Source organism: Methylocystis bryophila, from assembly GCF_027925445.1.
GTDB classification, from domain to species: Bacteria; Pseudomonadota; Alphaproteobacteria; order Rhizobiales; family Beijerinckiaceae; genus Methylocystis; species Methylocystis bryophila.
This window is the reverse complement of the sequence record NZ_AP027149.1, coordinates 4,466,145-4,492,820: the sequence shown is the minus strand read 5'-3', so window position 1 is coordinate 4,492,820 and position 26,676 is coordinate 4,466,145. Positions and strand designations below refer to the sequence as shown.

Genomic DNA, 26,676 nt, shown 5'->3' with positions numbered 1-26,676 from the left:
GCTTAGACCAGATCATCGCCATGATGATGATGGTCGTGACCATGGCCGTCGTCGCCTTCGGAACTGGATTCGAGATTGGCGGGAACCACGACGAGCTGCCCATAACGCACCCCGCGTTCGCCGATGACGTGCTGCGCGAAATGCTCCACCTCGGCCTTTTGGCCGCGCAGGAGCGAGACCTCGAGGCAGCTTTCCGCGTCGATATGCACGTGCAAGGTCGCGATCGACATGTCGGCGTGGCTGTGATGATCGCTCAACAGGCGCTTCGAGAGCTGGCGAGTCTCGTGGTCATAGACATAGACGAGCGCGGCCATGCAGGCGCGCTCGCCGTCGTCGTTCTCGGGCTGAAGCAAGAGGCCGGCGCGCACGAGGTCGCGAACGGCCTCGGAGCGATTGCGATGGCCCGAGGCCGCCATGTAGCGGTCGAGGCTCTCCATCAGCTCTTCGTCGATCGTCATCGTCACGCGCTGCATCGTGCGGCGTCTCCCAAAGAGCGGCGGGCGCTTCGCTTGTCATAGACCTCGGCGGGGAGCGCCGCAACGCCTAGGGCGGCCTTGCCGGGCGGCGCGCCTTCGGGTAAGCGCCCTTACGCTAGAGTTGAGGTTCGCAGGAGTTAAGAGCATGAAAAGCTTCCTGGCGAGGTTGGCGGCGTTCGCGCTTCTCGCTGTCCTTGGCGCGCTCCCCGCGCAGGCGCACACGCCGGACATCTCGACCGCCAAGATCCAAGCCAAGGACAAGGGCTTTGTCGTGGACGTCGGATTCCTTGCGACCGACCTCGAGCGGATGTTCCAGGAGTCCATGGCCGAGCGCAAGGACGCGGACCTCTCTCAGCCCGGCGTTCTCGAGGAGGAGATCGGCAAATTCGTGGAGCGCCGCGTCACGATGCGGAACGCGGCCGGAGAGGCCTGCCCCGGCTCTGTCGAGCATGCGGGCGAGGACCCGACCAATCAGGATAGCGCGCTCGTCGTGCTGCGGTTCGACTGCGAGGGGCTCGTCGCCTTTGACGCGACGAAGCTCCTCAAGGCGCAGGGGCCGCGCGGCAAGGAGCTCGTCACGCTGCTGAGCGGCGCCAACGCCGGCGAGATCGTGCTCGACGGCGCGAGCCCACCGCTCGATCTGACGAAGCCGCTCGAGACGACCGCGCAGCTCATGCTGAAATTTGGCAAGGCCGGCATCGAGCACATTCTCACCGGCTACGACCACATCTGCTTTCTCATCGCCGTGATCCTGTGGGCGACGCGCGTCTGGCCGGTGGTCAAGGTCGTCACGGCCTTCACGATCTCGCACTCGATCACGCTGTCTCTGGCGGCGCTCGATGTCGTGAGCCTGCCGACGACCTTGACGGAATCGGCGATCGCGGCGTCCATCATCTTCGTCGCCGTCGAGAACTTCTTCTCGCGCAACATCGACAGACGCTGGATCGTCACTTTCATTTTCGGCTTCATCCACGGCTTCGGCTTCGCGAGCGGCTTGAAGGAGCTCAACGTGCAGAAGGCGACCATCGTGCCGGCCTTAGCGAGCTTCAATATCGGGGTGGAGATCGGCCAGATCGCCATCGTGCTCGTGCTGCTGCCGATCCTCCTCTATATCGACCACCACACCGGCAAGAAGCGTCACGAAAAGCTCGTCTACGCCATTTCGGGGGTGATCGCGCTCGCCGGGACCTACTGGCTGCTGCAACGGCTGGGGCTTATCCCCGGCTGAGGTCTATTCCCCGGCTGAGGTTTGGCGCGCGCAAAGACCCGCGGCTCCGCAACGGCTGAGGGGCCGCGTCGTCACAATTCTTCTACAATAGCTACATACGGAAGTTAGAGTCTTTCTTAAAGGCGAGCCTGCGATGGTGGTTGCGGGCCCACCGGCGGTTGGGCGCTTGCCCGCCGCGGGATCGACCCTTTCGACGGCGTAGGCGAAAGTCCGCCGTCCGACGCTCTCCCTCCCGCCCAGGCGGCCTTCCGCGCAAATCGCGGGTCGGCTCTCGGCTGGCGGCAGGCAAAGCGCCGAGAGGGGGGAAAGCTCTGACGAAAAACAGACTCGAACGAGACGACAGGGGAGGGATCGATGGAGTTGACGTCGGCGGATATCGGGAATGAGGTAACCAAAATCACGCTGTCGGGGCGTTTGGACATCGATGGCGCGCTCAAAATCGACGAGCCCTTCATGAACATCGTCAAGGAGAAGAAGTTCCTTGCGGTGGATCTGTCCGACGTGTCCTTCCTCGCCTCGCTTGGCATGCGGACGCTCGTCTCAGGCGCAAAGGCCTCGTGGGAGAAGGGCGGCAAAATGGTGCTGCTCACCCCTCAGCAGAACGTCGAAAAAGGTTTAAGAGCGGCCGCTATAGATACGATCATCCCAATCGTCCGCGACATGAGCGAGGCCGAGAGGGTCTTCGGCCTTTGATGCGGCGACAACGACGGAGCAGCGCGTGCATAGCGAGTGGCGCCGGGATTTTGCGGGCGCTATGAACGCGGTCAGCGGCGCCGTGGGATGGGTGGGTTCGATCGCCTCGGACCTGCATCTCCCCGACGAGAAGTCGTATGCGATGCAGGTCTGCCTCGAGGAGCTCATGGCCAATGTCGCAATGCACGGCCGTTCTACGGCGGCGCAAAACGGCCCGGACGAGAACGCGGATCCCCTCAAAGTCTCCGTTTCGGTAAATGTCTCGAGCGACAGAATCACGTTGACCGTCGAGGATAATGGGCGACCTTTCGACATCTCTTCCGCTCGACCCCGCGGGGTCGAGGGGGGGCTGGACGGCATCCGCCCCGGCGGCCTCGGCATCGGCGTGATCCGTAGCTTCGCCGACAACCTCAAATATTCCCGTACCGCGACAGGAAACTGTGTCATCGCTGAGTTTTTGCGTTAAATTGAAATTTCCGAAATTGAATCTCTAAGGAACCAGCTTGACGCACCAGGAGGAGCGCGGAGCGCGGCAGGCGGGAGAAGCGGTCCACGCAAAAGGGAGTTTGCCCCCTTTAGACTTCTTGCTAGAGATTCTCGCCGATCTTTCTCCGATCGACCTCCCATCGGGCGACGTCCTTTTACGTCAGGGAGAGGAAAGCGACTGCGCGTTCTACCTGGAAAGGGGCGCGCTGCAGGTCTATGCGGAGACGCGTTACGGACCGGTGCCGCTCGCGACCCTGGAGGCGCCGCGGCTTATCGGCGAGATCGGCGCTCTCGCGGGATTGGCGCGTATCGCAAGCGTCAAAGCGGCGAGCGCCGCACGGGTCTACCGCGTCGATCGCGTGCAGCTCTTGGAGCTTGGCCGCCGCTCCCCCGATTTCTTCGCCACCGTCGTTCGCCAGCTGGGCGGGCAGATCGACTCGGTCAACAAGGCGCTGGCTCTTTACTCCAATGCGCTTCAGGCGCTCGAAAGACGCGATTTCGACGTGGCGATCCTAGAGGATTTGACGCGCGCCTCGCCCCATCTCGCCGAGTTTTCCGCGGCGTTCCGCCGCTTCGCGGAGCACATTGTGCGCAACAAGCGGCGCCAGGAGGAAATGGCGAGCGCGGCGCTCATCCAGCGGTCGTTTCTCCCGGAAGATTCGAGGATCGACTTCGCTCGCGACGACCTGGAATTGCGCGCGCAAATGCGGCCTGCGCGCGAGGTCGGCGGCGACTTCTATGACTTCATTCCGCTCGATTCCGACCGGCTCGCCGTGGTCCTGGGCGATGTTTGCGGAAAGGGAATGCCGGCGAGTCTCTTCATGAGCGTCGTCGTGACCGTGCTCCGCATGTCCGCAAGGGAAGAGCAAAACGCGGCGGCTGCGATCGCGCGGGCGAATGCGTTGCTCTGCCGGGACAACAGCGCGTCCTTGTTCGCGACCTGCTTTTTTGCCGTCCTGCATCTCCGTGAAGGCGTTCTCGAATATTGCAATTGCGGGCACAACGCGCCGGTGCATCTTTCGTCGTCGGGGCAGGTGAGACGCTTGGAGACGACCGGTCTGCCGCTGGCGATGCTCGCGGATCGCCCGGCCGGCGCCGCTCGCGTTCCCTTCGCGCCGGGCGACACGCTCTTTATCTTTTCCGATGGGGTCACGGAGGCCATCAATCCCGCCGAGGAAGAATTCGGCGACGCTCTCCTCCTCGAAACTCTGATGGAGAATCGAGAAGGGACTGTGGCGGATTTCGTTTCGAGGGTTTTCGACGCGGTCGACGCCTTTGCCGGCGAGGAGCCGCAGGCCGACGACATCACCTGCATCGCCGTTCGGCGCCGCGTGAAACCAAACATTCTACCGGAAACCGCGATTAGCGACTCGAATTGACCGCAGGGCGACGAGCGGATGAGGTTTACGCCTTCTCGCTGCGATCGCCGCTCGGCCTTGGCCGCCCTCGCTCCTATGAGCTAAGCTTCAGGCAGAGCTTGTCGTCAGGCGACGCAAGCGCGATGCGAAAAGGTGGAAACCGGTTTTTCGCACCAATCGCGCTCTAAGCTTTTAGAATCGATCACGTTTTCTGCGTTCAGGCGATTCCGCCTGAACGCAGCGTGATCTAAGCGCGCCGGACAGCGCGCTGGAGCCTCGCCGCCATGGAGCATGACGCCAGGGCCGATCGAAAACAGCGGTCTCTTGAGGATGCGAGTCAAACGACGGCGCCGCCTCGAGGGCAGAACGACTTGGGCGTGAGTCGGGCCGAGGCTGGGGGCGCGCCCCGCTCGCTATTTGGCTCGTTCGAACAGAAGCATATCGCCCTCGGTCTTTCCACTGGCCTTCTCGCCGGCCTTCTCGCTCTCGTCGCTTCGGTCACCTCGACGCTCTTCATCTTTGCGGGCCCGCTGCAAGAGTCCTTCCCCGTGGGCTTGGCGATGACCCTGATGTCCTCGGTGATCTTCGGCGTCGTCAGTGCGGCGTCGGGCGCGCGGTCCTTCTCCATCCTGCGTACGCAGGAGGTCGCGATCGCCAATCTGGGCGTGATGGCGCTGGCGCTGCACGCCGCGATGAGGGACACGCACAGCCGTGAGGAGATCGAAGCCACGGTGATCGCGCTCTGCGCTCTCGGCGCAGCCTTCGTGGGGACAGGATTATATGCGATCGGCCGCTTTTCCTTGACGCGCTATCTGCGATTCGTGCCCGACTGCGTCGTGAGCGGCTATCTCGCCAGCGTCGGTTTCCTGCTTCTGAAAAGCGGCGTCCTGGCGCTCGCCGGCGCGGACGGTTTTCAGTCGACGGTGACGTCGCTTTCCAACCCGGACGCGGTCTCGCGGCTTTGCGGAGGAGGTTTTCTCGCCCTGCTGCTGCTCATCATCGAATCGAGATCGCGATCGCGCCTGGCTGCGCCGCTGCTGATCCTGGCTGCGATCGGATGCTTCCAGATCGTCATTCGCTGGAGCGGGCTCTCGATCGACTCGCTGGAGCGGCACGGCTGGGTGGTCGCCAACGCGCCGAAAGAACTGCAAAATCTGCCGCCTCTGGCGCCGGCGAGGCTGCGCGAGGTCGACTGGATCGCCTTGCTCGGCCAGGCGCCTTCCATGGTCTTCCTCGTGCTGACGAGCGCGTTGGGCGAGATGCTGGCTCTCTCCGGCATCGAACGCGTTTCGCCCAAAGCGCAGGACGTCGACGCGGAATTCAAGAACGCAGGCGCGGCAAATCTTCTCGTCGCGCCGCTTGGCGCCGTGCCGGGCTTTCACTCGACGGTCCACACGCTGCTCGCTTTGCGCTTTCGCGCCCCCCGAAGGATCGTCGCGGCGATGATCGCGCTTGTGTGCCTCCTGGCGCTCGTGAGCGGCAAGCCATTCCTGCAGCTCATGCCTTGGCCCCTTTTTGGCGGCATGCTGATCTGGATGGGCGTCGTCGGATTGAAGGATTGGTTTTTCCGAGGCCTCCTGGAGATGAAGAGCGCTCATGCGATCGTGAAAGCGCTTATCCTCTCCGTCGTCGTGGCGTTCGGCTTCTACCAGGGCATGGTTTTCGGCGCGCTCGCGGGGGCTTTCCTGTTCATCCTCGAATATGCGCGCACCGGGGTCGTGCGCCTGCAGATCAGCGGCCGCGAATATCACTCCTCTTTGACGCAGTTCGACGATCGGCGGCTCGCCGCGATCAAGGAGCTCGGCGACGCCATCGTTATCTTGAGATTGAAGGGTTACGTCTTCTTCGGATCGGCGCATGGCTTGCGCGAGCGCGTCCAAGACGCGTTGGCGAGCGATCGAAGGCTCGAATGCATCGTCATCGATTTCGAAGAGGTCGCCGGCGTGGACGGCGCCGCGGCGATGACGCTCGAAGCCATCGGACGCGACGCGCGGGCGGCCGGCGTCGAGATCGTGTTTTGCGGTCTTTCCGAGGAGCATCGGCGCTCCTTCGCGGGGCTGGGTCTGAATCTTTCGGCGGGTTTTCACCTGTTCTCCAACCTCGAGCAGGGTCTGCGCTATGCGGAGGACGAGGTCTTTTCGCGCCACAGGCCGTCTGTCGTCGCTCAGGACCCCGTCTCTGTCTTCGCTTGGCTGGTGCAGGCGACAGGCTCCGAAGCCCTCGCCGCTCGCCTCGCGGCCGCCGGCGAGGCCATGCGCTTTGCTCCAGGCGAAGCGGTGATCGTCGAGGGGCAGCAATCGGACGAGCTCTATGTCGTGGCCCATGGAGAGGCGAGCGTCGAGATGACGTCGGCGGGAGGCGGGCTGGTGCAGCTCGCGATATTCGGACCCGGCGCGCTTTTCGGCGAGCTGGCCTATCTCTTGCGGACGCCGCGCTCCGCCACCGTGCGCGCTAAGACGGAACTTGACGTGTGGCGCCTATCCAGAAGCGCGCTCGACTCGCTCGGCGAGGAGGCACCGGCGGCGGCGCTCGCCTTCCAGCACTTCCTGGCGGCGCGCCTCGCCGATCGGGTCCTCGGCGCCAATCGGCTCGTGCGTTATCTTTCCCGTTGAGAACCGCGATTTTCCCCATTCGAGCGTGTCAGGGAAGAGTGCGGCGTTTTCCCCGTCGGGACATGCTCTCAGCTTTTTTCGGGACGCCCGCTAAAACTTTGGAATAGATCACCTTATCTGAGTTTGAGCGTTCCCGCTCGAAGGCAGCGTGATCTCGGCGACAGGGTTCCCCGGCCGCGTCCGTTGTCTTTTCTCAGCAGCCTGAATGGCGCTCGGGAATGATTTCGACCCGCGTATGTGCGCCAGCGCACACCCTGGAGCGTCGATTTAGGCGAATCCCATTGGGAACCCGCCATGACGGGGGCGGCTCGGCATCCGGTCCGTCCCCGGCCGAGAGCGATCACGTCTTCAGCCGATTCCGCCCGAATGCAGCGTGATCCAAGAGCCGCCTATGATGGAGAGAGGACCGAAATGCTGGCGCTACCCCCACTGCTCTCCACGCGGTGGCTGATCATTGGCCTCTCGGCTTTTTTGGCCAAGCAGCTCGTCGGGGACTTCTTGTTGCAGAACCAATGGATGGCCTTCGGCAAGGAGCGCACGAAGGGATGGATCGCGCCGCTTCTCGCCCACGCGGGGATCCACGCCGCCCTGACGACGATCACCTTCGCGCTTCTCGCGCCAAGTCTCGCTTGGCTCGGCGTCATCGATTTCTTCGTCCACTGCGCGATCGATCGCGCCAAAGGCCTCATTGGACGGCGGTTCGGCCTCACCCCGGAGAACTCTCACTTCTGGTGGCTGCTCGGATTTGATCAGGTTCTGCATCACGCCACGCACGCCGCCTTCGTCGTGATTCTCGCGGCTTACTACAGCGCGCCAGAGCTGAGCTGATTTCTGTTGATTTCGCGCGCGTCGAAATCCGATTTCTCAGGCGGGAGGCGTCGGTCTCCGCGCCGCCGCCTTTGCTTTAGTCGTTGTTTTTTCAAATTGAACACGAGCCGTGATCATTGGCTCACGTCTCAAATCCTGTATTTTGACGCATGGGCCGTCATTTGTCATCGCCTCGTGCACCGTATAGCTTGTGCTGGTTCCATGAAACGCCTCAAAGCACCCTTAGCGGCAATTGGGAGAAGAAGCGTGGATGGCCGAATGGCGAAGCTCCTGTCGAACATTCGAGATCACGCTGGCTCCAGACGAAAGCGCCGGAAGGCGGAAGACGCGATCGAAGTTAAAAAAGCCGAGCGCGTTTGCGAGCGACCGGTTTCTGCTTTTTCGCCTCGCGCTCTCTGGAGCGTCCTTTTCGTCGTCGCACTCGGGGCGCCGGGCCCGCTCACGGCGGAGACGATCGGCTCGGCGAACTCGGTGCGTCCCGACGTGTCCGGGGGGAACAGCACGATCAAGGACGGCGACGGCGTTACGCAGGGCGAGGTCATAAAGAGCGGCCCAAAGGGCTCGACCAAGATCGGTTTCAATGACGGCACCTCATTGTCGATCGGCTCCTCGGCGCAGGTGACGCTGAGCCATTTCGTCTACAACGATAACAAGACCTTCAAGAAAGCGACCTTCGATCTCGGCAAGGGAGTCTTCCGCTTCGTGACCGGCGCCTCCGATAAGAGCGCGTATGAGATCAAGACCCCGACTTCGACGATCAGCGTGCGCGGCACCGTGTTCACGGTGATCGTCACCAGCAATTCAACATGTGTCGATGTAAAGGGCGGTTCGGTCGATCAGTCGGGCGCTCAGCCGCCCAAGGCTCGGCGCTTGCCAGATACAAGCGATCCGGGAGAGGGTCTGTCGAACACAATCACCACGGTCGTCGTGTACCGCGGTTCAGTCAGCTTCTGCCAAGGGAGCAACTGCCAGACCGTCGACGCCGGCCAGAGTGCGAACGACGGCGGCGACGCCAAAAATTCTTGCCAAAACGGCCAAAATAAGGGGCCAATCCCAAACGCCCCCCAGGCGCCGGTAAAGCACGGAGGCGATCCGCCGCCGCCGCCGTCGGATCCCTACACTCCGCCCAGCCCGGATAAATGCGGCAAGCCGCACTGCTCCGACGGCCATTAGAACCTGTCACGGAAAAGCGCGAAGCGGTTTTCCGTTCAGGACATGCTCTAATCTTTGGATTTGGAGCTTAGAGCGCGATACGAAAAAGTGGGAACCGGTTTTTCGCACAAATCGCGCTCTAGATTTTTAGAATCGATCACGTTTTCTGCGATCAGGCGATTTCGCCTGATCGCCGCGTGATCTAGTCCGTTTCAATTGCGTGATTCTGCGCGATCGGGACGCACTGTTAATTTCGCGCACGTCGAAATCCGATTTCTTTGGCGCGGGCGTCGGTCTCCGCGCCGCCGCCTTTGCTTTAGTCCTTGTTTTTTCAAATTGAACACGAGCCGTGATCCTTGGCTCACGTCTCAAAGTCTGCGTTGTTGGCGCGTAGGCCGCCATTTGTCATCGCTTCGCACGCCGTATAGCTTGTACAGGTTCTATGAAACGCCTCAAAGCACCATTAGCGGGGATTGGGAGAAGCAGCGTGGATGGTAGAATGGCGAAGCTCCTGTCGAACAGACGAGATCACGCTGGCTCCAGGCGCGTTTGCGAGCGACCGGTTTCCGCTTTTTCGCCTCGCGCTCTCTGGAGCGTCCTTTTCGTCGTCGCGCTCGGGGCGCCGGGTTCGCTCACAGCGGAGACGATCGGCTCGGCGAACTCGGTGCGTCCCGACGTGTCCGGGGGGAACAGCACGATGAAGGACGGCGACGGCGTTACGCAGGGCGAGGTCATAAAGAGCGGCCCTAGGGGCTCGACCAGGATCGGTTTCAATGACGGCACCTCATTGTCGATCGGCTCCTCGGCGCAGGTGACGCTGAGCCATTTCGTCTACAATGATAACAAGACCTTCAAGAAAGCGACCTTCGATCTCGGCAAGGGAGTCTTCCGCTTCGTGACCGGCGCCTCCGATAAGAGCGCGTATGAGATCAAGACCCCGACTTCGACGATCAGCGTGCGCGGCACCGTGTTCACGGTGATCGTCACCAGCAATTCAACGCGGGTCGATGTAGAGGGCGGCTCGGTCGATCAGTCGGGCGCTCAGCAGCCCAACGCTGGGAGCCTGCCCGATACGAGCAACCCGGGAGAGGGTCTGTCGAACACAACCACCAAGGTCAATGTAGAGAGCGGCTCAGTCAGCTTCTGCCAAGGGAGCAACTGTCAGACCGTCGACGCCGGTCAGAGCGCGAACGACGGCGGCGGCCCCAAGAATTCCGGCCAAAACGGCCCAAGCGCTCCCCCGGCGCCAACGAAGCACGGAGGCGATCCGCCAGCGCCGCCACCGCAACCCTACACCCCGCCCAGCCCGGATAAATGCGGCGCGGCGCACTGCTCCGACGGCCATTAGAGCTGTTCCGGAAAAGCGCGAAGCGGCTTTCCGGTCAGGTAAATCGATGACGATCCAGGCTTCGGGCGTTTCCGCCCGAACACCGCGTGATCGAGGCGGGCGTCGGTGGACTCGGTCCTTTCGCTCGGGGCGTGAAAGTGGGATAAGGGCCGCCTGTGGGCGGATGCGTGGATGAAGCGACGGCGACTGATCTTCCTTCTCTCCGCGTTATGCGCGGCGCTTTTCGTCCTTCCGTGGGCGCTGATCCAGCCGCCTTTTCTCGAGGACATGCGCAATTTCGTCTTCGATCGCTTCCAGCGACTTTCCCCGCGCGTCTATGATCGCGACTCCCCAGTCCGGGTCGTCGCGGTGGACGAGGAAAGTGTGAAGCTCCTGGGCCAATGGCCCTGGCCGCGCGACAAATGGGCCGAGATCTTGGGCAAGCTGACGAGCCTCGGCGCGGCTTCGATCGCGCTCGACGTGCTCTTCGCGGAGCCGGATCGTCTGAGCTTCGAAAATATCCTCGCCTCGGTCGCCAACAAGAAATCGCAAAAGGACCTCGCCAAATCCCTGGCGAAGACCGCGACCAACGATCAGCTTTTCGCCAAGGCGATCCAATCGGCGCCGCTGGTTCTGGGAATGACGCTCGTCAACAAAGGCGGCGCGCAGAGCCACCCCCAAAAGGCCGGGCTTGTCATCGCCGGCGACGACCCCGCGCCCTTCCTCGCGTCCTTTCAGGGCGTGGTGACGCCGATCCCTATTCTCGGAGAGCCCGCGCAGGGCATGGGCGCGACGAATTGGCTGCCCGACCACGATCAGATCGTGCGCCGCATCCCGCTGATCGCGGCGGACCCCTCCGGGCCCCTCCCGTCGCTCTCGCTCGAGGCGCTGCGCGTCGCGCAGAGGGAGACGACCTATGTGATCCGTTCGTCGAACGCGAGCGGCGAGCAGGCAGGCGGCGTGAAGACCGGCGTCAACGCGATCGCCGTGGGCGCGATCGAGATCGCCACGGGTCCGCACGCCGACATTCGTCCTCGTTACGCCTATTCCGACCCCACCCGCGTGATCTCTGTCGACGCCGTGATGCGTGATCAGGTCGACCGCAGCGAAATCGAGGGCCGCATCGTCTTCGTCGGCGAGGTGGCGGCCGGGCTTGGCGACGTGCGCGCAACGCCCCTCGAATCCACGGTGCCGGGCGTCGAGATCCACGCGCAGATCATCGAGGCTCTGCTTTCCAATCAATTGCTGTCGCGTCCGGATTGGGCTCCCGGCGCCGAGTTTGCGATCGCGGCCGGGCTCATCCTGATTTTAACCGTGCTGAGCCTCTTTGCGCCGCCGCTCGTTTCGACTCTCTTCGTCATCGTGTCGATCGCCGCTCTGTTTTATGCCTCCTTCCGAATCTTTCGACAGGACGGCCTGCTTTTCGATCCTTTCTATCCGAGCGCGGCGCTGGCGGTCGCCTACACGATCGGCGCCATCACGCAGTGGCAGTTCGAGCGCGCCGCCAAACAGCACGTGCATCAGGCCTTCGGTAAGTTTCTCTCGCCCTCGGTCGTCGAGCGGCTGGCGGAAAATCCCGATCGGCTCGTGCTCGGCGGCGAGACGCGCGAGCTCACCGTGCTCTTCTCCGATCTGCGGAATTTTTCCACGCTCTCGGAAGGCATGAGCGCGCAGGAGCTCACGCACTTTATGAACGACTATTTGACGCCGATGACCGATTGCATTCTCGATCGCGACGGCACGGTGGACAAATACATAGGCGACGCGATCATGGCGTTCTGGAACGCGCCGCTCGACGTGCCCGAGCATCCGCGGAAAGCCGTCAGCGCCGCTCTGGCGATGCGCGAGGCGATGATCTCCCTCAACGCCCTGCGCGAGGAGAAGGCGCGAGCCGCGGGCGTCGCCCATCGGCAAATCGCGATGGGGGCGGGAATCAATATCGGTCCCTGCAGCGTCGGCAATATGGGCTCGACCCGGCGATTCGACTATTCCGTGCTCGGCGACGCCGTGAATCTCGCCTCGCGCCTGGAGGGCGCGAGCAAGATCCTCAAAGTCGACATTTTGGTCTCGGGCGACGTGCGCAAGGCCGCGCCCGAGTTCGCTTGGCTCGACCTTGGCGAAATCGTCGTGGTGGGTCGAGAAACGCCGACCGCCGTCGCGACGATCGCCGGCGACGAGGCCTTCGCGAAGAGCCCTGAATTCGCCGCTTGGTCGGTCCGGCACGAGGAGATGCTGGAAGACTATGCGGCGCGACGCTTCAATGCGGCGGCGGCGCTCGCAAACCGCCTGGCTCTCGAAACGCCCGAGCGCTGGCGCTCCCTTTACCAACTGCTGGAAACGCGTTACCGCGCCCTCGCAGAACGCGACCCGACTGAAGATTGGTCCGCAGCCTGGGTGATGGAGAGTAAGTCCGGGACTGAGGAAAAGGCGAAGCCCAGCGCCGCGGGGCGAACGCCTGAGGTCGTGGTCTAGAGCATGTCCCGGAATAGTGCGAAGCGATCTTCCGGTCAGGACATGCTCCAAACTTTTGATTTGGCGCGGTTCCTTATCGCTCGAACGAATCCGTTCGAGCGGGAAACGCGCTAGAGCGCGAAGCGAAAAAGTGGAAACCGGTTTTTCGCGCAAATCGCGCTCTAAACTTTGACAATAGATCACGTCTTCTGCGTTCAGGCGGTTCCGCTCGAACGCAGCGTGATCTAGCGAGCCCGTGATCTAGGATGCGGAGGCGAGACGATGGTTCACGATTTCGTCGGCTCTTTCGATCTCTTCGGCTTTCTCGCCTGGGTCCGCGCGAGGATCGATCACGGTTTTCCCCTCTATCTGTCCAATCTGTTCAACTGGATGGAGGTCGCGATGTCGGTGGCCGCCGCCTTTGCGACGCGGATGATCCCGCTGCGCTACATCTCGATGCTCGGCAACGCCGCGGGCCTCGCCTATGGGCTGGGCAGCGGCAGTTTTTCGTCGATCGTCGAGTATGGCGTGAGCTTGCCGCTCAACGCGGCCAGGGCGCGACAGATGCGCAAGCTCATCGTCGCGGTGCGCCAGGCGGCAGAGACCGATCTCAACATCGAGTGGCTCAAGCCCTTCGCGCATGCGCGGCGTTTCAAGGCGGGGGAGATGATCTTCCGCAAGGGCGACAAGGCGTCGGAAGCCTTCATCGTGACCGAAGGCGAGGTCGAGATTCCCGAGGCCGGCGCGAATTTGCGCCCAGGCGACATGTTTGGCGAGATGGCGTTGTTCACGCATGACGGCGCGCGCCTCGCCTCGGCCGTCTGCAGGACGGATGTCGAGACTCTCTACATCACCTATGAGGAATTCGAGCAGCACTACTTCCAGAACCCGGAGTTCGGGCTTTATCTCGTGCGGCTGATCGTGCGCCGCCTCGAGAGGAACCATCGCCGGGCGCTGAGCCGGCTGGAGGCGGTCTAGATGTGAGCTTGTCCCGGAAAAGTGCGAAGTGGTTTTCCGGTCAGGACATGCCCAAACTTTTGATTTGGCGCGATTCCTTATCGCTCGAACGATTCCGTTCGAACGGGAGAAAATCTGACAGACTGCGATCAGAGTTCAGCCGGCGGCTTTCCGGCAGGCGGCTTCGCAAGCTGCGGCCGCCGCCGCGAGCGCGGCGCATTCGGCTATTTTGGGGAATTTTTCGCAGTCCCTGCGGCTGACGGCGCAGAGGTCGGCGGCGGTGCGCGCGAAGCCATAGGCGAAAGGCGCGTCGCTCGCCGCGAGCCCCGCCAAGGCGTCGCAAGCCGCAACCATCTCGGCGGCGGAGGCGACGCAGTCCGCGAGCGCCGCATCCCTCTCGGCGAGACGAGGCTCGGCAAAGCGCAAAAACTGCTGCGCCGCCGCCGCGCCTTGGGTCGCAGCCGCAGCGAGCTCGATCAGATCCGCGCGCGGGCTCGGCAGCGCAGCGGCGCGCGCGGGGCCAGCGAGCGCGGCGAGACCCAGCGCCTTGAAGAAGCTCCGCCTGAGCACGCGAAATTCTCCCTTCTGCGCCGCCGCAGGAGAGCGGGCGCGTCGTATCGTCGTCGCTTTTCCGCTAAAGGATAGACTCTCCCGGTTGAAAGGTCAGCCCCACGAGCCCGCGCGCATGTCATCTCTCCTGAATTTCAACGCGTTGGGATTCGAGAAGACGCTTCTCGCCTTCTTCGTCGCCGTGACGCTCGGCGCGATCATCGGCGCCGAGCGTCAGTGGCGGCAGCGCAACGCGGGCCTGCGCACCAACGCGCTCGTAGCGCTGGGCGCGTCGGCCTTCGTCGATCTGGCGACGCGGCTCAACGGCAATCTCGGCGGGGTGCAGGTGCTTGCATACATCGCCTCGGGCGTGGGTTTTCTCGGCGCGGGCGTGATTCTCAAGGACGGCGCGAACATACGCGGTCTCAATACGGCGGCGACGATTTGGTGCTCGGCCGTCACCGGCGGCTTTGCGGGCGCGGGCTTGCCCGTCGAGGCGTTTGCGCTGGCCCTTTTCGTGCTCGGCGGCAATACTTTCCTACGGCCGCTCGTCACGCTGATCGAACGCGCGCCAATCGACGAGCGCGCGCTCGAAGGAATTTACGACGTGCGCCTGACGGTGACGCCGTCGCAGCGGGACATATTGCGCGATCTCCTGGTCGAGAAGCTCGAGGCGGCGAGCTATCCGGTGCGCGACATAGAGGAGGCCGAGCGCGACGACGAGGTCGAGCTCATCGCGACGCTCGCCGCGACGAGCGTGCATCCCAAGGAGCTCGACGCGGTCACGAACGATCTGGAACGGGTCGCGGGCGTGCGCCACGCCACCTGGGGCTCGCGCAGCGAAGATTGAGCCGGGGCCCGCGGCGAGGCGCGACGTCTAAATCTTTGATTCTAATGGTGCCCGGGGGCGGAATCGAACCACCGACACTGCGATTTTCAGTCGCATGCTCTACCAACTGAGCTACCCGGGCGTCTTCGCGATCACGCGGAGGGCTGGCTTATAGGCGCCGGAACCGAGCTTGTCCAGAGCCAGTTGCGGGGAATTTCCCGATATCGCCCATCCCGCGCAAAGCCCTAGCGAGTTGGCGATCGTCCGATCGTCAGCTCCAGCTTCCCTCCCTGGCTTCGGCCGGGACATTCTGGAGCCATTGCGCAGAGCCGAGGTGGTTGCATCGCCATCACCAGCGACGAAAACAGCTGCGTGATCGGCGCCCGCGTGCGGGAGGAGATCCGCGCCACGCAGTGCGGCTGCGCGTGTGCGGGGCAAGCGTTTCGGCGGCAGGCCCCCGGGAAGGAGGAGCGCCGCCGTCGCTCGCGCCTCATTTTGACGAGGGCGCTTAATACGCGCCCTCGCCGCAGAGCACCGCATAGGGGGTGCGCAGGAGGATCCAGAGATCGAGGACGATCGACTGATCCCGGACATATTGGCGGTCGAGCGCAACCTGACCGACGAAGTCGATATTCGCACGTCCTCCGATCTGCCAGAGGCAGGTGATGCCTGGCTTCACGCGCAGTCGAACGCGATCGCTCGGGGCATATTTCGCCACTTCCGACGGAAGCGCCGGACGCGGACCGACGAGGGACATGTCGCCGATGAGCACGTTCCAGAATTGCGGAAGCTCGTCGATCGAGTATCTGCGGATGAAACGGCCGGTCAGCGTGATGCGCGGGTCGTTTTGGTTCTTGTAGCGGATGTCGTGACGGGACGTGGTCGCGCCCTGCATCTTCGCATGCAGAGCATCGGCTCCGACGACCATCGAACGGAACTTCACCATGGAGAAGGGAGCGCCGTTCTTGCCGACCCGCGTTTGGCGGAAGAAGACCGGACCCTTCGACTCCAGCCTGATGGCGATCGCCGTCACCAGGAACAGGGGCGCAAACAGCGTGAGCGCGCCAAGAGCGCCGACGATGTCGACAACCCGCTTCAACATCGGCGAACGGGCTACGCTGCCAAGCAGCGCGTTATTGCGGATCTCGAAGGTGGTGGTGAGCGACATCTCGTGCCTGCCTCTGAACTTTGGAACTCGCCGCGACCGGCGTTCATGGGCCAGGAGTTTCACGAAACGCGCCATGGGCGAAGCGATATATAACTAATTGATTTATTATGATAATAGCGAAGCGCGCGGGAGCTGCGCCTGATTTTGAGGGACCGTTTTCGCGGTTCTGCATTGCAAATTGAAAATCGCGCAAATCGTAGAAGCGAGTGAGCGGTCCGCGCCGGAGTTGAGCTTGTGGCGCGGACACGTCTCTTGCTGGGAGGGATCGTCTTAGAGGAGATGCCGACGCGGCCAGGACGAGCCCGGACATGGCTTAGAGCATGTCACGGAAAAGTGCGAAGCAGTTTTCCGGTCATGACATGCTCCAACTTTTTGACTTTGCGCGATTCCTTATCGCTCGAACGATTCCGTTCGAGCGGGAAACGCGCTAGCCGATCCTCTTCCCCGCCGAGGAAATCGCTATCGAGGCGCGGAGCGGCAGGCGCAGGCGCTGCGACATGCGGGTCGGGCCTAAGCTAGACGCATGAGAACAAGACGCCTTCAGGCGGGGGCGCCCGAAGGCAGAAAGCGTGATCGATTCCAGGCGCTTAGAGCGCGACTGTGCGAAAACCGGTTTCCCCTTCTCGCATCGCGCTTTAGCTTGCCCCGCTTCCCTGGAGCGGCGCTTCAAACTGCTCCCGCGCCACGAAGGCCAGCGCCCGGAGGACGAAGGCCACATTGCCGATCAGGTAGCGCGATCCCAGTCGACCCGGCTCTTGCATCAGACGCCAGGTCCATTCGCAGCCGATGGAGCGCAGGACGGTCGGCGCGCGCGAGACGTTTCCGGAGAAGTAGTCGAACAATCCGCCGACGGCGACCACCACCGAAGTTTTCAACGAGTCGAAGTGGCTCGCGATCCAGATGTCTTGCACGGGCACGCCCATGCCGACCAGCAGGATCGAGGCGCCGCTGGCGTTGATCTCTTCGATGACGCGCTGCGTGTCTGCAGGGCTGTTGATGTAGCCGTGATGCACGCCGGCGATCACATCGTCATGGCCCATGGCCTTGACGGTTTTCGCTGCGGCCTTGGCCACGCCAGGCTTGCCGCCGAGCAGGAAGATCGTCACGCCCGCCTTTTCGGCCTCCGCGCAGAGCAGCGGGAAGAGGTCGGTGCCATTCACATTGTCGGCGAGCGGCGAGCCGTTCCAGCGGGCGGCGAGCGCCATGCCGCTGCCGTCGGCGTAGAGCCGGTCGACGCCCTGGAGAACGCGCGCATAGGCAGGGTTGCTCGCCGCGACGTTGATGACATGAGCATTGACGAAGCTCACACGCATGCGGCGGCCGATGCGCGCGCGCTTGGCCAGGTCAATTGCCGCCTGCTCCAGGCTGCTGTTGCGGATCGTTAGATCGAACAGCTCGACCGTGGGCTCATAGGCCGCGGAGTCCTGCCATAGCAACGACGAGCGTCTCGCGTTGCGAAGAAGCGCGCTGTTGAGGATCGCTGCTTGGGTAAGGGACATTTCAGACCTCTGCGGGTCGCCGTGGTTGGCGTTCATGCACCCAAAGTTTCACAACGCGTGCCACAAGGCCTTTGACGCTAACGTATTGATTTATAGCCTATATTTATGAGTCGCAGAGTTAGCAGGAGACGGGTTTCCTTGCTTTGCTTTGCAAATTGGGAATTGCGAAAAACTACAAACGTCGGATAGCCGGATAGTATGAGTTTTTTGCGGCCGAATTTGTCTCGCAAAATTGCGCAAGCGAGGTTCTCTCGTAATTTAATGCAAGCAAAAGAAGCGCCTGACACGCCGTGGCCAAAGGGCTATAAACTCTTTGCGTTCAGGCGTTTTCGGGCGGCGCGAAAAAAAGCTCTGCGAGTCTTCGGCGACATCGCCCGCGATTCGGAGAACGAGGCCGAGCGGTTGGCCGAAGCCGCCTCGATCGACGGGCAGAGGATCAAGGTGATCGATTCTTTCGAGATTGAAGGCCTCGAAAGCTTGCCTCTTTCCGGCTTCTCTGCGTCGCGGCCGCTGGGCGTCGGAAGCCATGCTTCTCGCGCTCGCCGAGGGCGAGCCGCCAGACTTGGTCGCGCCGATGGACGCTCTTTGCGAGCAAAGTGGCTGACTCGGCGCAGACCCTCGATTTCTCCCCCGCTGAGGCATCGCGAAAGAGATGGCCTCGCCCGACCCGTCGACGCTTCGCTGTGGCGAAGGCCGCGCGGCAATCGACAAGGGACACTCGCCAACCCGAGCCGGCTCAATTTCTGGCCGGGACGGGCGCCGGGATGTAAACGCAGGCGCGCTCATGCGCTGAGTGGGCGCTCGCAACCTGGTTCGCCGCCGTTTCGAGCTTGGCGGCCACCCGCTGTTCAACCCTTTCGCCAGGCGTGAGGAGAGCGTCCATGCCGAAAGTCTCCGTCATCATCCCACTCTACCAAAGCGAACGCTATATCTGCGAAACGATCCGCACCGTGCAGGCGCAGACCTTCAAGGATTTTGAAATCGTCGTCGTGGACGACGGCTCCAGCGATCGTGGCCCGGCTTTGGCCGAAGGGACGGGCGAGCCGCGACTGCGCGTCGTGCATCAGGAAAATCGCGGGCTGTCCGGCGCGCGCAATGGCGGAATCGCGCATGCAAAAGGACAATATCTCGCCTTCCTCGACGCCGACGACCGTTGGACGCCGGAAAAGCTGCAACGCCATGTCGAGCAGCTCGACTCAGAGCCCATGATCGGCGTGAGTTTCAGCGCCTCCGCGCTCATGGACGACGACGCCAAGGACATGGGTCTCGTGCAAAGGCCGATCCGTCTCGCCTTCGACGCCGCCAGCGTCTTTTGCCGCAATCCCGTCGGCAATGGATCGGCGCCCGTCATCAGGCGGGAGACCTTGGACGCGATCGCCTTCTTCGACACGGAGCGCGGCCGTCTCTGCTGGTTCGACGAAAGCTTCCGGCAGTCCGAGGACATCGAGTGCTGGACGCGCATCGCGGCGACGACAAATTGGAAATTCGGTTATGTGGACGCTCCATTGACGCGATATCGCGTCAACGCTCAAGGCCTGTCCGCGAACGTCGATGTGCAGCTGGAAACCTGGCGCCGCTTCCGCAGGAAGGTCGCAGCCTATGCGCCGTCTCTTGAGGCGCGCGCGGGAGACCTCGCGGAAGCCTACCAGCTGCGCTACCTGGCGCGCCGCGCCATTCGTTCATCGCATTACGCGCAAGGGCTCAAGCTTGTTTGGGAGGCCTTGAAACTGAAACCGAGAATCGTTCTGGCCGAACCCGCACGAACGCTGACCACGCTCGCGGCGGGGCTTGCCGGAGTGGTTCTCCCTCGAAGCCTTGTCGACAGAATGGCGCGCGCGGCGATGCGCCGCGCGGCAAGCCTGCGCATCTGACTGCAGCCTCTCAGAATAAGGCTCCGTGAGCATGGCTATGAACATTCTTATCGTCTCGTTCGAGGACGAGCGATGGGGCGTCATCCGCCTCGTAAAGCCTCTGACAGAGGCGGGTTTTGCGGTTGCTGCGCTCTGCCCGGCAGGCGACGCGTTAACGCAGACGCGTTACCTCTGCAGGCGCTACGCCCTCGACAGCGTGAAGAATTCGCGCCGCATTGAACTGGCGCTGGCGGAAGCGTTGCGTGATTGGAAGCCCGCCTTTGTCATTCCGGGAGACGAGCGCGCGGTGGTCTTTCTCCACGTGCTGGTCCGGCGAGCCAAAACCGGCGAACGACTGGCGTTGGACGCCCATTCGCTCGCAACTTTGATGAACTCGCTCGGTGATTTCGACCACTACGACACGCTGCTCATGAAGAGCGAGACGGTCGCCTTGGCGCGACAGTGCGGAATGAGAACGCCCGAGGGGGGCAGCGCGGTTTCGGCTGAAGACGCCGTGCGGCTTGCCGAGCGCATCGGCTGTCCGGTTTACCTCAAGCAATCCTTCAGCTGGGCAGGGCGGGGCGTTATTCGTTGCCACACCCCGGCGGAGGTCGCGTCGGCTTTTGCATCGCTGCAGCCGCGGCATCAAAATCCGCTTTATACGGCGGCGAGGCGCCTCTTACGTCGCGATTGGTATCCTGTCAGCACGAGGGTGGACGTCCAGCAGTCCGTCGACGGCTTCCCCGCCTTCTATGCCGCTTTGGCGTGGAAGGGAAAGATGCTGGCTGGCTTTGCAGGTTTTGTTGAACGGGCCAGTTCCGCGAATGGTCCGAGCTGCGTCGTGCGTCTCGGGGCGCATGAGGAGATGGCCAGCGCTTCTTGCGCGCTCATCGCCGCCGCGGGCGCGACCGGCTTCATCGGTTTCGACTTTATGATTGAACACGCGACGGGTAAGGCGTTTCTCCTCGAATGCAATTTGCGGCCCGTCCAAGCCACCCATCTGGGTTCTCGCATTGGCGTGAACCTGTGTGAGGCGCTTGCTGACGCGATCCGTGGCGTCCCGACGCCCCATCCGCCTCCGAAGCGCGAAGAAACCGTAGCCTTGTTTCCGCAGGAATGGCGACGCGATCCTGTCGGTCTCGCCGATTTTCGTGGTTTCGTCGATGCTCCGCTCGACGATCCAGCCTTGCTCGCGCGCATGACGGGAGGAAAACCATTATCCGCAACATTCGGCGCCGAGGGTGCAGACCAATTCAACGCTCGCGACTGATTTCCAGTGGAGGCGTAGACGGTTCTAATTGAGCACAAGGGGCTGCTATCTAAAATACTTCAACGCGACTGAAAATCGATTCCACCACCCCGGTTTCTAGCGCCTTTGGCCATCTCGCCAAGCCAAGCCAAGCCAAGCCAAGCGGCCGCCGCGGTGGTCAGGTTCACCACTTCAGCGGAAAACAGAAAAAGCTCTTCCACGGCAAGCGCGCTGGCTGCACTCTATCGAAGTAGCTTGACCGCCCTCGCGCATTTTGGAGCGGCGACTGCGCCACTTGTACATTTTGGTGCGGCCTCATACGGCAAAAGCTGCGCAAACTTCGAAGAACCCGAGTCCTTCCGCATGCGGGCGATTGGCGTGGATCCTGCTGCAGAAGAATTATCGGTTGTGCGGCTCATCTCGCCGGAGGCGCCATGCTTGAGCCTCGTGACGCTTCCTCGCTCGTGCGCTCATGGCCGGGAAGAGACGGCTGCTCGGCGTCGCCTGCGTCGCCGCGTTCGCTCACCTCGGGAGGCAAAGATGAACATGCTGGTCTCTCCGCGCAGCCATGTGCTCGATTTCGCGCTGACGGTCGAGGACGTCGACGTCGAGCGGAGCGGGCGGCGCATCCTCGATAGCGTCTCGACGGGATTCGAGCGCGGTCGCGTGACGGCGATTGTCGGTCCCTCCGGCGCCGGGAAGACCACGCTCATCAATGTGATCAACGGCCTCGTGGTCCCCCGTCGCGGCGGCGTCCGAACACCCGAGATCGGAGCGCTGGTCGAGGCGACGCAGTGGGCGCGCCTGCGCCGAGCGACCTCGACGATCTTTCAAGACAACTCCCTAATCGGTCGCCTGAGCGCGTTGGACAATGTTCTGCTGGGTCTCGCGGAGACGCGCCACCCGCTGTCCCTAGCGCCCTGGTCATCGTCGGCGCGCGAGCGCGCTGCGCGATCGCTCCGGGACGTGAGGCTGCTCGACAGAGCCTTCGAACGCGTTGAGAAACTTTCGGGCGGAGAGCGGCAACGCGTCGGCGTCGCGCGCGCCTTGGTCAAGAATCCGCGCGTTCTGCTTGGCGATGAACCCTTTTCCTCGCTCGATCCGCTGCTGGCGCGTCAACTCGGCGAGAATCTGCGCAGCCTCGCAACGCGCGACGGCGTCACGGTCCTTCTCGTGTTGCACCAGACTTCGCTCGCACGAGCGCTGGCGGATCGCATCGTCGGCGTCAACGCGGGACATATCGTCTTCGATGGGCCAGTCGAGCTCTTCGACGAGGAAACCGAAGCCGCAATCTTCGCCGGCGCCGCGCGGGGCGCGCTGACATGAGGGAAGGAAGCTGACATGGCGCGTGTTCTACGTTGGATCTCGATCGCGGCGCTCGCCGCGACGCTCGGACTGAGTGCAGCGAATGCCGCAGAGCGGCCGAAGAAGCTTCTGATCGGCTTGCTGCCCGGCGAATCGGCGCCGACAGTGATGCGTCTCAACGAGCCGCTGCGTAGCTATCTCGAGGAACGGCTCAAGCTGCCGGTCGAGATCGTTGTCGGCGCGAATTACGCAGCGACTTCCGAAGCCTTGCGCTTCGGTCGGATCGACGTCGCCTATCTCGGGCCCGTCACCTACATCCTGCAGTCGAAGCGATCGCCTCTGGAGCCTTTCGCGCGGCCAAGCCACGCCAGCGTCGGAGCGACGTTTCAGGCGACGATTATCGTTCCCGCCAGCAGCCCCGCCAAGACGCTCACCGATCTCAAGGGAGGAGAGATCGCCTTCGGCGATCCGGCGTCGACCTCGGGGACATGGGTTCCGCGTTGGCAATTGCTGAAGGCAGGTCTCGTGTCCGGCCGCGACTATACGATGCGCGTTCTTGGCGCGCATGACGCCGTCGCGCTCGCGGTCGAAAACGGCAAGGTGGCCGCCGGCGGATTGTCGAAGCCGATCTTCGAGCGTCTGCTCAAAGAGGGCAAAATCTCAGCTGGAAAGGTGCGCGTGCTCGAGGAGTCTCCGCCGATCCCCGAGTATATGTGGACCTTCCGCGCGGGTTTCGATCCGGCCTTCAAGGACGAGGTTCGCGCAGCCATTCTGGAGATGAAGGACGCCGGCGCGCTCAGCGTCTTCCGGGCGCAAGCCTTCGTTCCCGCAGTAGATTCGGATGTCGAAATTGTCCGTGAGTGGATCGCGGCCATTCAGGCGGCGGGCGGCGCAACCGCATGGGCGCCGAAATGACGGACTCCTCCGTTCTCTGCGATTTTCTCCCTCTGGCGGGCGAGTGGCGCCGCCGGCAGTGGGCCGGCCTCGGCGTGGCGGCGCTTGCGATGAGCGTCGTCCTCGTCGCCTTCATTTTGGCGGGCGCTTTCGATCCCGCGCGCTACTCCGATGCGGCGGCGACTCTGCTGCGTCTTGCCGGCGACTCTCTTCCGCCCGACTTCGGCCGTTGGCGGGAGTGGAGGCGTCCGCTGGCGGAGACTTTGGCCACGGGCGTAGCGGGCACCGCGCTGGGCGCTTTGCTGGCCTTGCCGCTGGCCGCGCTCGCCGCAGAAAACGTCAGCCCCTCGATCCGGCTCGCTCAACTGGTTCGGCTCGGGCTCAATGCGTTGCGTTCTCTCCCCGGCCTCATCTGGGGAGTCGTCTTCGTCGCCGCTGTCGGCTTCGGTCCACTGCCCGGCGTGCTGGCGCTGGGCGCTCATTCGTGCGGGATGCTCGGCAAGTTATTCTTTGAGGCGATGGAGCATGTCGACCCCGGCCCGGGAGCCGCCCTGCGCGCCAATGGCGTGTCAGCACTCGGCGTCTTTCGCTTCGTCATCCTTCCGCAGGCGCTGCCGCGCCTCACGGACGCGCTCATCTATCGCCTCGAGCACAATCTGCGCGCGGCGACAACTCTCGGCCTCGTTGGAGCCGGCGGCTTGGGCCTGGAGATTGTGACCGCCTTCCACCTCTTCGAATATCGCGAGGCCTCGGCGCTCATCCTGGTGTTGCTGGCGCTCGTGACTCTGGTGAATTTTCTGGGGGCGACGCTACGGCGAGGCTTTTTGAATCGCGCGTAAGGAAAGCGCGCAGGCGCCTCTCTCTCATCAATAGGCGGTCTGCTCTTGCAGCGGCGTCCCGTTGCGCCGGCTCAGCGCGCGGCGCATCCAAAGGGGCTGGGAGCCCGACATCATCGATTGAACTTGCGCAATCACCTCGTCGATCGGTCTCATCCGCTCGCTCTTGACCGGAAAGACCTTCAAGTCGTGAACGCGCACGGCGGCGAGATCGCTCAATCCCAGGGTGAACAGAATGCCGCAGCCGTCAAGCGCTGCGACCCGGTCCAGCAAGGGATCGTACCCCGTGCCGTCGTCGTTCTCCATGTCGTCCATGATGCAGCGTCCGCCATTATTGGCTTTGCCGCCCCCCTTCGCTTTTCCCTTGCCGCCCCGGGCGAATTGCACGACGTCAACGAACTCCGAATCCTCCGCCGAAACGTCATAGAAGACGAACTGTTTGGCGACGACGAAATTCGCGTCGAGATCGACGAGGCTGTTTGTCGTGATGGCGATACGGAGATGGGGAGCGTCCATGTTCGACTCCATTGGCGGTTAGGTCATCGGCTGGCCGACGACGATTTTCTCCCTCGCGAAGCGCGTGCGAAAGGAGGCAGGTAGTGAGACGGCGTCCGGCGTCCGCGCGCGCCAATGCTGCAGCTCGCTCTTTTGGATCGTCCGATCGCGGAGGGCCTCTACGGGAAGAATGTGCAGCCTGTCGTCCAGGACGACAAAGAAGTCGATCGGATAGCGCGCGGCGTCCTGATAGCGTTCGCCAATCTCGAAGGTGAGCCGATCGCCCTCGGACACGATCCTCGGATTGTCGCAGTCGAAACGGAAACTGCGATTGAAGGGGCCGTTGCGCCTGAACTGGTAGAGGATCCGATCCTCGTCGGAAAAGCGCTTGATCTCGGAGACGAGATCGGAAAAAAATTCAGAGAGCATCCGGGTGACATAGGCTTCGGGGTAGACGCTCTCCCGGGCGTCACACCAATAGGCGACCATTGTCTCCAAAATGTCGAGACCCGGCCGGGTAATCTCTAAAGACAGCGCCACCAGGTCGATGGCGCCATTGAGGCAGATGACGCCGTCGCGCATATCGACATGTCCGTGCGGATGGAATGCGATCTTACGCAGGACGCGCAGGATGCGATGCAGCTCTGCGAGAATCTTTTCGCACTGCGTGGTTCGCGGCAGCTCCTTGCTGCGGGCCCAAGCGGTGAGCGGCTGTTGCGTGGGATAGAGTCCGGCGAGAATGGCCTCGAACACGAGCGCGGCGCGAGCGACTGACGCGATCCGATCCAGAGGAGCTTCTGCCGGCGCGGGAGGATCGAGGAAGCTGAGGCCTTTGCGTTTCGTATAGAGCTCAACCTGCCGATAATCGGGAAGCCGCAGATGTTGCGACCAGCCGATGGCCGGATTGACGATCAGTTTTTGCGTGAAGCCCAACTCAGACACCTCTCAAGCCTGAGCACTCCAAAAATGTGCAAGGGGAGCGGCGCATGTCCGCTCCCCTTGTGCGATCACCAGGTGTTGAGGATCCATTCGCGATCGCGCACATATTCCATGTGCGTGAACATTGCATTGGCGATCTGCTCGGCGAGCAGCATCGCGCCGCGATATCCCATCGTGGGATGGCGATAGAGACCTGCGCGATCGAAGGTCGGGAAGCCGACGCGCGCCATGGGAATGTTGGCGTCGATCGCGACATAACGGCCCTTGGAGTGTCCGAGGATCAGATCGTATTTCTTGGGATCGTCCTTGATACGACGCTCGAGCTCCCAGAGGTCGGCGTTGCAGACAACTTCCATGTCCCAGTTCACGCGCTCCTTGAGGGCGACGATGCGCGGGTCCTTCTTGTAACGGGTGTTGTCGTCTCCAAGCAGCAGAAGGGCCGGCTCGAGCTCGACTTCGATGCAGAACTCGGCCAATCCGATGACGAGGTCCGGGTGCCCAAAGATCGCGACTCGCTTGTTGGCGAAGAACATGTGCGCCAAGTCCTGCAGCGCGTCGATCGCGACGCCGCGCTCCTCGACGAGCGAGAGGGGAATGGGCTTCCCGGTGATCTCGCTGATCTTTCTGAGCATCGCGTCGGTGTTGGCGATGCCGTAGGGCGAGGATACGGTATGCCCCGGCACATCAAATTCCTTTTTGAGGAAGTCGACCGTGCTCGCAGCCTCGTAGCGCGCGAGCGAAAGCGAGCCGAGCGCGCCCGTCGAGGCCCGAATGTCCTCAACCGTCGTGCGCCCATGCGTGTGGATCGACTTGTCAGGCAGCATCGGCGAGTCGAAATCCTGCGTATCCAGGAAGATCGACGCGTCGACGCCCATCTCCTTGGCGTAATGCTTGAGGAGCTGCACGTCGCCGGGATTGACCCAGCCAGGGAAGATGTTCAGCTTGCCGGTCGGGGCGACCTTCTCTTTGGCGATGGTCTTCCAAGTCGAAAGCACGCATTCGGAGTAACCGCCAACCTGGCTGTTCTTGAAGCTCGGCGTATGCACCGGCACGACATAGACCTTGCGGCCCGGAAACTCCTTGGCGATCTGCTCTTCGGCGTATCGGATGTTGCCTTCGATGTCGTCGCCGATGACCTCGGTCGAGCAGGTCGTGATGACCTGGATTATGCGCAGGTCGGGATAGCGGCGCACGAGCGTCAATACGCCGTCCTGAATACGCTTATGGCCGCCGAACACCGCCGAGTCCTCGTGGAGCGAGGTCGAGGCGACGTCAAAGTTCTCCTTGAAGTGCTGGGCGAACAGCAAGCGCACGAACATGGTGCAGCCCTGACCGCCATGCACGAGCGGTATGCAATCCTTCATGCCGATTCCGGCATATTGCGCGCCAGCCGGCTGGCAGTCGTACATCGGATTGATGACGCCGGCCCTTTCGCGCGTAGTGATTTCGCAACCCATCTTGGGGGTCCTTTCCGTGGGCGGTCGAACCGCATTGA

Annotated in this window: 24 protein-coding genes and 1 tRNA gene; 16 read left to right on the top strand and 9 right to left on the bottom strand. The window is 62.8% G+C overall.

What is annotated here, in order from left to right; genetic code table 11:
* Positions 1 to 2: 2 nt before the first annotated feature.
* The gene (gene nikR, locus QMG80_RS20765) at positions 3 to 473 is read right to left on the bottom strand and encodes a nickel-responsive transcriptional regulator NikR (protein WP_085770907.1); all 471 of its coding nucleotides are present in this window, start codon (positions 471 to 473) and stop codon (positions 3 to 5) included.
* A gap of 148 nt (positions 474 to 621) precedes the next feature.
* Between nikR and QMG80_RS20760 the strand changes: the two genes are divergently transcribed.
* The 10 genes from QMG80_RS20760 (at position 622) to QMG80_RS20715 (ending at position 13,589) form a co-directional block, all read left to right on the top strand.
* Positions 622 to 1,704 carry a HupE/UreJ family protein gene (locus tag QMG80_RS20760; protein ID WP_085770906.1) on the top strand — a complete coding sequence of 361 codons (1,083 nt, stop codon included), beginning with the start codon at positions 622 to 624 and terminating at the stop codon, positions 1,702 to 1,704.
* 354 nt (positions 1,705 to 2,058) lie between these two features.
* Positions 2,059 to 2,397: an STAS domain-containing protein gene (locus tag QMG80_RS20755; RefSeq protein ID WP_085770905.1), complete on the top strand. Its 339-nt coding sequence runs from the start codon at positions 2,059 to 2,061 to the stop codon at positions 2,395 to 2,397.
* Between the two features lie 25 nt (positions 2,398 to 2,422).
* Positions 2,423 to 2,863, top strand: coding sequence for an ATP-binding protein (locus QMG80_RS20750; RefSeq protein WP_281926157.1), 441 nt, complete (start codon positions 2,423 to 2,425; stop codon positions 2,861 to 2,863).
* A 37-nt stretch (positions 2,864 to 2,900) separates the two neighbouring features.
* Positions 2,901 to 4,262, top strand: a complete 1,362-nt coding sequence (locus tag QMG80_RS20745) for a PP2C family protein-serine/threonine phosphatase (RefSeq protein ID WP_085770903.1) — start codon at positions 2,901 to 2,903, stop codon at positions 4,260 to 4,262.
* Positions 4,263 to 4,618: 356 nt separating this feature from the next.
* Positions 4,619 to 6,853: a cyclic nucleotide-binding domain-containing protein gene (locus QMG80_RS20740; protein WP_158658641.1), complete on the top strand. Its 2,235-nt coding sequence runs from the start codon at positions 4,619 to 4,621 to the stop codon at positions 6,851 to 6,853.
* Between the two features lie 411 nt (positions 6,854 to 7,264).
* The gene (locus tag QMG80_RS20735) at positions 7,265 to 7,681 is read left to right on the top strand and encodes a DUF3307 domain-containing protein (protein WP_085770901.1); all 417 of its coding nucleotides are present in this window, start codon (positions 7,265 to 7,267) and stop codon (positions 7,679 to 7,681) included.
* A gap of 258 nt (positions 7,682 to 7,939) precedes the next feature.
* Entirely contained in the window at positions 7,940 to 8,854 is a 915-nt protein-coding gene (locus QMG80_RS20730; protein WP_158658640.1) for a FecR family protein, read from the top strand.
* Positions 8,855 to 9,332: 478 nt separating this feature from the next.
* Positions 9,333 to 10,181, top strand: coding sequence for a FecR family protein (locus QMG80_RS20725; protein ID WP_158658639.1), 849 nt, complete (start codon positions 9,333 to 9,335; stop codon positions 10,179 to 10,181).
* Positions 10,182 to 10,352: 171 nt separating this feature from the next.
* Positions 10,353 to 12,632 (top strand): CHASE2 domain-containing protein, encoded by a 2,280-nt coding sequence (locus QMG80_RS20720; RefSeq protein WP_085770898.1) that lies wholly within the window; start codon positions 10,353 to 10,355, stop codon positions 12,630 to 12,632.
* Positions 12,633 to 12,893: 261 nt separating this feature from the next.
* Positions 12,894 to 13,589, top strand: a complete 696-nt coding sequence (locus QMG80_RS20715) for a Crp/Fnr family transcriptional regulator (RefSeq protein ID WP_085770897.1) — start codon at positions 12,894 to 12,896, stop codon at positions 13,587 to 13,589.
* A gap of 135 nt (positions 13,590 to 13,724) precedes the next feature.
* Here the strand turns inward: QMG80_RS20715 and QMG80_RS20710 are convergent, their stop codons facing one another.
* A complete protein-coding gene (locus QMG80_RS20710) occupies positions 13,725 to 14,138 on the bottom strand; it encodes a hypothetical protein (RefSeq protein ID WP_085770896.1) in 414 nt (137 codons plus the stop codon).
* Positions 14,139 to 14,253: 115 nt separating this feature from the next.
* Between QMG80_RS20710 and QMG80_RS20705 the strand changes: the two genes are divergently transcribed.
* Positions 14,254 to 14,967 (top strand): MgtC/SapB family protein, encoded by a 714-nt coding sequence (locus QMG80_RS20705; protein WP_085770895.1) that lies wholly within the window; start codon positions 14,254 to 14,256, stop codon positions 14,965 to 14,967.
* A 45-nt stretch (positions 14,968 to 15,012) separates the two neighbouring features.
* Here the strand turns inward: QMG80_RS20705 and QMG80_RS20700 are convergent.
* From QMG80_RS20700 to QMG80_RS20685, 4 genes are all read right to left on the bottom strand, one after another.
* Positions 15,013 to 15,088 (bottom strand) — tRNA-Phe (locus tag QMG80_RS20700).
* 366 nt (positions 15,089 to 15,454) lie between these two features.
* Positions 15,455 to 16,114, bottom strand: a complete 660-nt coding sequence (locus QMG80_RS20695; protein ID WP_085770894.1) for a sugar transferase — start codon at positions 16,112 to 16,114, stop codon at positions 15,455 to 15,457.
* Positions 16,115 to 16,749: 635 nt separating this feature from the next.
* On the bottom strand, positions 16,750 to 17,613 hold the full coding sequence (locus QMG80_RS20690; protein ID WP_158658638.1) for a WecB/TagA/CpsF family glycosyltransferase: 864 nt from the start codon (positions 17,611 to 17,613) through the stop codon (positions 16,750 to 16,752).
* 736 nt (positions 17,614 to 18,349) lie between these two features.
* Positions 18,350 to 18,496, bottom strand: coding sequence for a hypothetical protein (locus QMG80_RS20685; RefSeq protein ID WP_158658637.1), 147 nt, complete (start codon positions 18,494 to 18,496; stop codon positions 18,350 to 18,352).
* Between QMG80_RS20685 and QMG80_RS20680 the strand changes: the two genes are divergently transcribed.
* From QMG80_RS20680 to phnE, 5 genes are all read left to right on the top strand, one after another.
* Positions 18,495 to 19,484 (top strand): glycosyltransferase family 2 protein, encoded by a 990-nt coding sequence (locus QMG80_RS20680; RefSeq protein WP_085770891.1) that lies wholly within the window; start codon positions 18,495 to 18,497, stop codon positions 19,482 to 19,484. The two genes, QMG80_RS20685 and QMG80_RS20680, sit on opposite strands and share 2 nt — an antisense overlap.
* A 31-nt stretch (positions 19,485 to 19,515) precedes the next feature.
* Positions 19,516 to 20,733, top strand: a complete 1,218-nt coding sequence (locus tag QMG80_RS20675) for an ATP-binding protein (protein ID WP_281926156.1) — start codon at positions 19,516 to 19,518, stop codon at positions 20,731 to 20,733.
* Positions 20,734 to 21,252: 519 nt separating this feature from the next.
* Positions 21,253 to 22,038, top strand: coding sequence for a phosphonate ABC transporter ATP-binding protein (locus tag QMG80_RS20670; RefSeq protein ID WP_199769039.1), 786 nt, complete (start codon positions 21,253 to 21,255; stop codon positions 22,036 to 22,038).
* Between the two features lie 15 nt (positions 22,039 to 22,053).
* Positions 22,054 to 22,932, top strand: a complete 879-nt coding sequence (gene phnD, locus QMG80_RS20665) for a phosphate/phosphite/phosphonate ABC transporter substrate-binding protein (RefSeq protein ID WP_085770889.1) — start codon at positions 22,054 to 22,056, stop codon at positions 22,930 to 22,932.
* Entirely contained in the window at positions 22,929 to 23,750 is an 822-nt protein-coding gene (gene phnE / locus QMG80_RS20660) for a phosphonate ABC transporter, permease protein PhnE (protein WP_245300111.1), read from the top strand. Before phnD ends, phnE begins: the two co-directional genes overlap by 4 nt.
* Before the next feature lie 27 nt (positions 23,751 to 23,777).
* Here the strand turns inward: phnE and QMG80_RS20655 are convergent, their stop codons facing one another.
* The 3 genes from QMG80_RS20655 to QMG80_RS20645 form a co-directional block, all read right to left on the bottom strand.
* Positions 23,778 to 24,263, bottom strand: a complete 486-nt coding sequence (locus tag QMG80_RS20655) for a NifB/NifX family molybdenum-iron cluster-binding protein (protein ID WP_085773559.1) — start codon at positions 24,261 to 24,263, stop codon at positions 23,778 to 23,780.
* An 18-nt stretch (positions 24,264 to 24,281) separates the two neighbouring features.
* Positions 24,282 to 25,184 carry a hypothetical protein gene (locus QMG80_RS20650; protein WP_158658636.1) on the bottom strand — a complete coding sequence of 301 codons (903 nt, stop codon included), beginning with the start codon at positions 25,182 to 25,184 and terminating at the stop codon, positions 24,282 to 24,284.
* 65 nt (positions 25,185 to 25,249) lie between these two features.
* Positions 25,250 to 26,638, bottom strand: coding sequence for a nitrogenase component 1 (locus tag QMG80_RS20645; protein ID WP_085770887.1), 1,389 nt, complete (start codon positions 26,636 to 26,638; stop codon positions 25,250 to 25,252).
* Positions 26,639 to 26,676: the final 38 nt, after the last annotated feature.

Excerpts from the sequence above, each read along its gene's own strand:
- nikR (WP_085770907.1), bottom strand. The coding sequence starts at position 473 with ATGCAGCGCGTGACGATGACGATCGACGAAGAGCTGATGGAGAGCCTC.
- QMG80_RS20760 (WP_085770906.1), top strand. The coding sequence starts at position 622 with ATGAAAAGCTTCCTGGCGAGGTTGGCGGCGTTCGCGCTTCTCGCTGTC.
- QMG80_RS20755 (WP_085770905.1), top strand. The coding sequence starts at position 2,059 with ATGGAGTTGACGTCGGCGGATATCGGGAATGAGGTAACCAAAATCACG.
- QMG80_RS20735 (WP_085770901.1), top strand. The coding sequence starts at position 7,265 with ATGCTGGCGCTACCCCCACTGCTCTCCACGCGGTGGCTGATCATTGGC.
- QMG80_RS20730 (WP_158658640.1), top strand. The coding sequence starts at position 7,940 with ATGGCGAAGCTCCTGTCGAACATTCGAGATCACGCTGGCTCCAGACGA.
- QMG80_RS20725 (WP_158658639.1), top strand. The coding sequence starts at position 9,333 with ATGGCGAAGCTCCTGTCGAACAGACGAGATCACGCTGGCTCCAGGCGC.
- QMG80_RS20720 (WP_085770898.1), top strand. The coding sequence starts at position 10,353 with ATGAAGCGACGGCGACTGATCTTCCTTCTCTCCGCGTTATGCGCGGCG.
- QMG80_RS20715 (WP_085770897.1), top strand. The coding sequence starts at position 12,894 with ATGGTTCACGATTTCGTCGGCTCTTTCGATCTCTTCGGCTTTCTCGCC.
- QMG80_RS20705 (WP_085770895.1), top strand. The coding sequence starts at position 14,254 with ATGTCATCTCTCCTGAATTTCAACGCGTTGGGATTCGAGAAGACGCTT.
- QMG80_RS20695 (WP_085770894.1), bottom strand. The coding sequence starts at position 16,114 with ATGTCGCTCACCACCACCTTCGAGATCCGCAATAACGCGCTGCTTGGC.
- QMG80_RS20690 (WP_158658638.1), bottom strand. The coding sequence starts at position 17,613 with ATGTCCCTTACCCAAGCAGCGATCCTCAACAGCGCGCTTCTTCGCAAC.
- QMG80_RS20680 (WP_085770891.1), top strand. The coding sequence starts at position 18,495 with ATGCCGAAAGTCTCCGTCATCATCCCACTCTACCAAAGCGAACGCTAT.
- QMG80_RS20685 (WP_158658637.1), bottom strand. The coding sequence starts at position 18,496 with ATGGACGCTCTCCTCACGCCTGGCGAAAGGGTTGAACAGCGGGTGGCC.
- QMG80_RS20675 (WP_281926156.1), top strand. The coding sequence starts at position 19,516 with ATGGCTATGAACATTCTTATCGTCTCGTTCGAGGACGAGCGATGGGGC.
- QMG80_RS20670 (WP_199769039.1), top strand. The coding sequence starts at position 21,253 with ATGAACATGCTGGTCTCTCCGCGCAGCCATGTGCTCGATTTCGCGCTG.
- phnD (WP_085770889.1), top strand. The coding sequence starts at position 22,054 with ATGGCGCGTGTTCTACGTTGGATCTCGATCGCGGCGCTCGCCGCGACG.
- phnE (WP_245300111.1), top strand. The coding sequence starts at position 22,929 with ATGACGGACTCCTCCGTTCTCTGCGATTTTCTCCCTCTGGCGGGCGAG.
- QMG80_RS20655 (WP_085773559.1), bottom strand. The coding sequence starts at position 24,263 with ATGGACGCTCCCCATCTCCGTATCGCCATCACGACAAACAGCCTCGTC.
- QMG80_RS20645 (WP_085770887.1), bottom strand. The coding sequence starts at position 26,638 with ATGGGTTGCGAAATCACTACGCGCGAAAGGGCCGGCGTCATCAATCCG.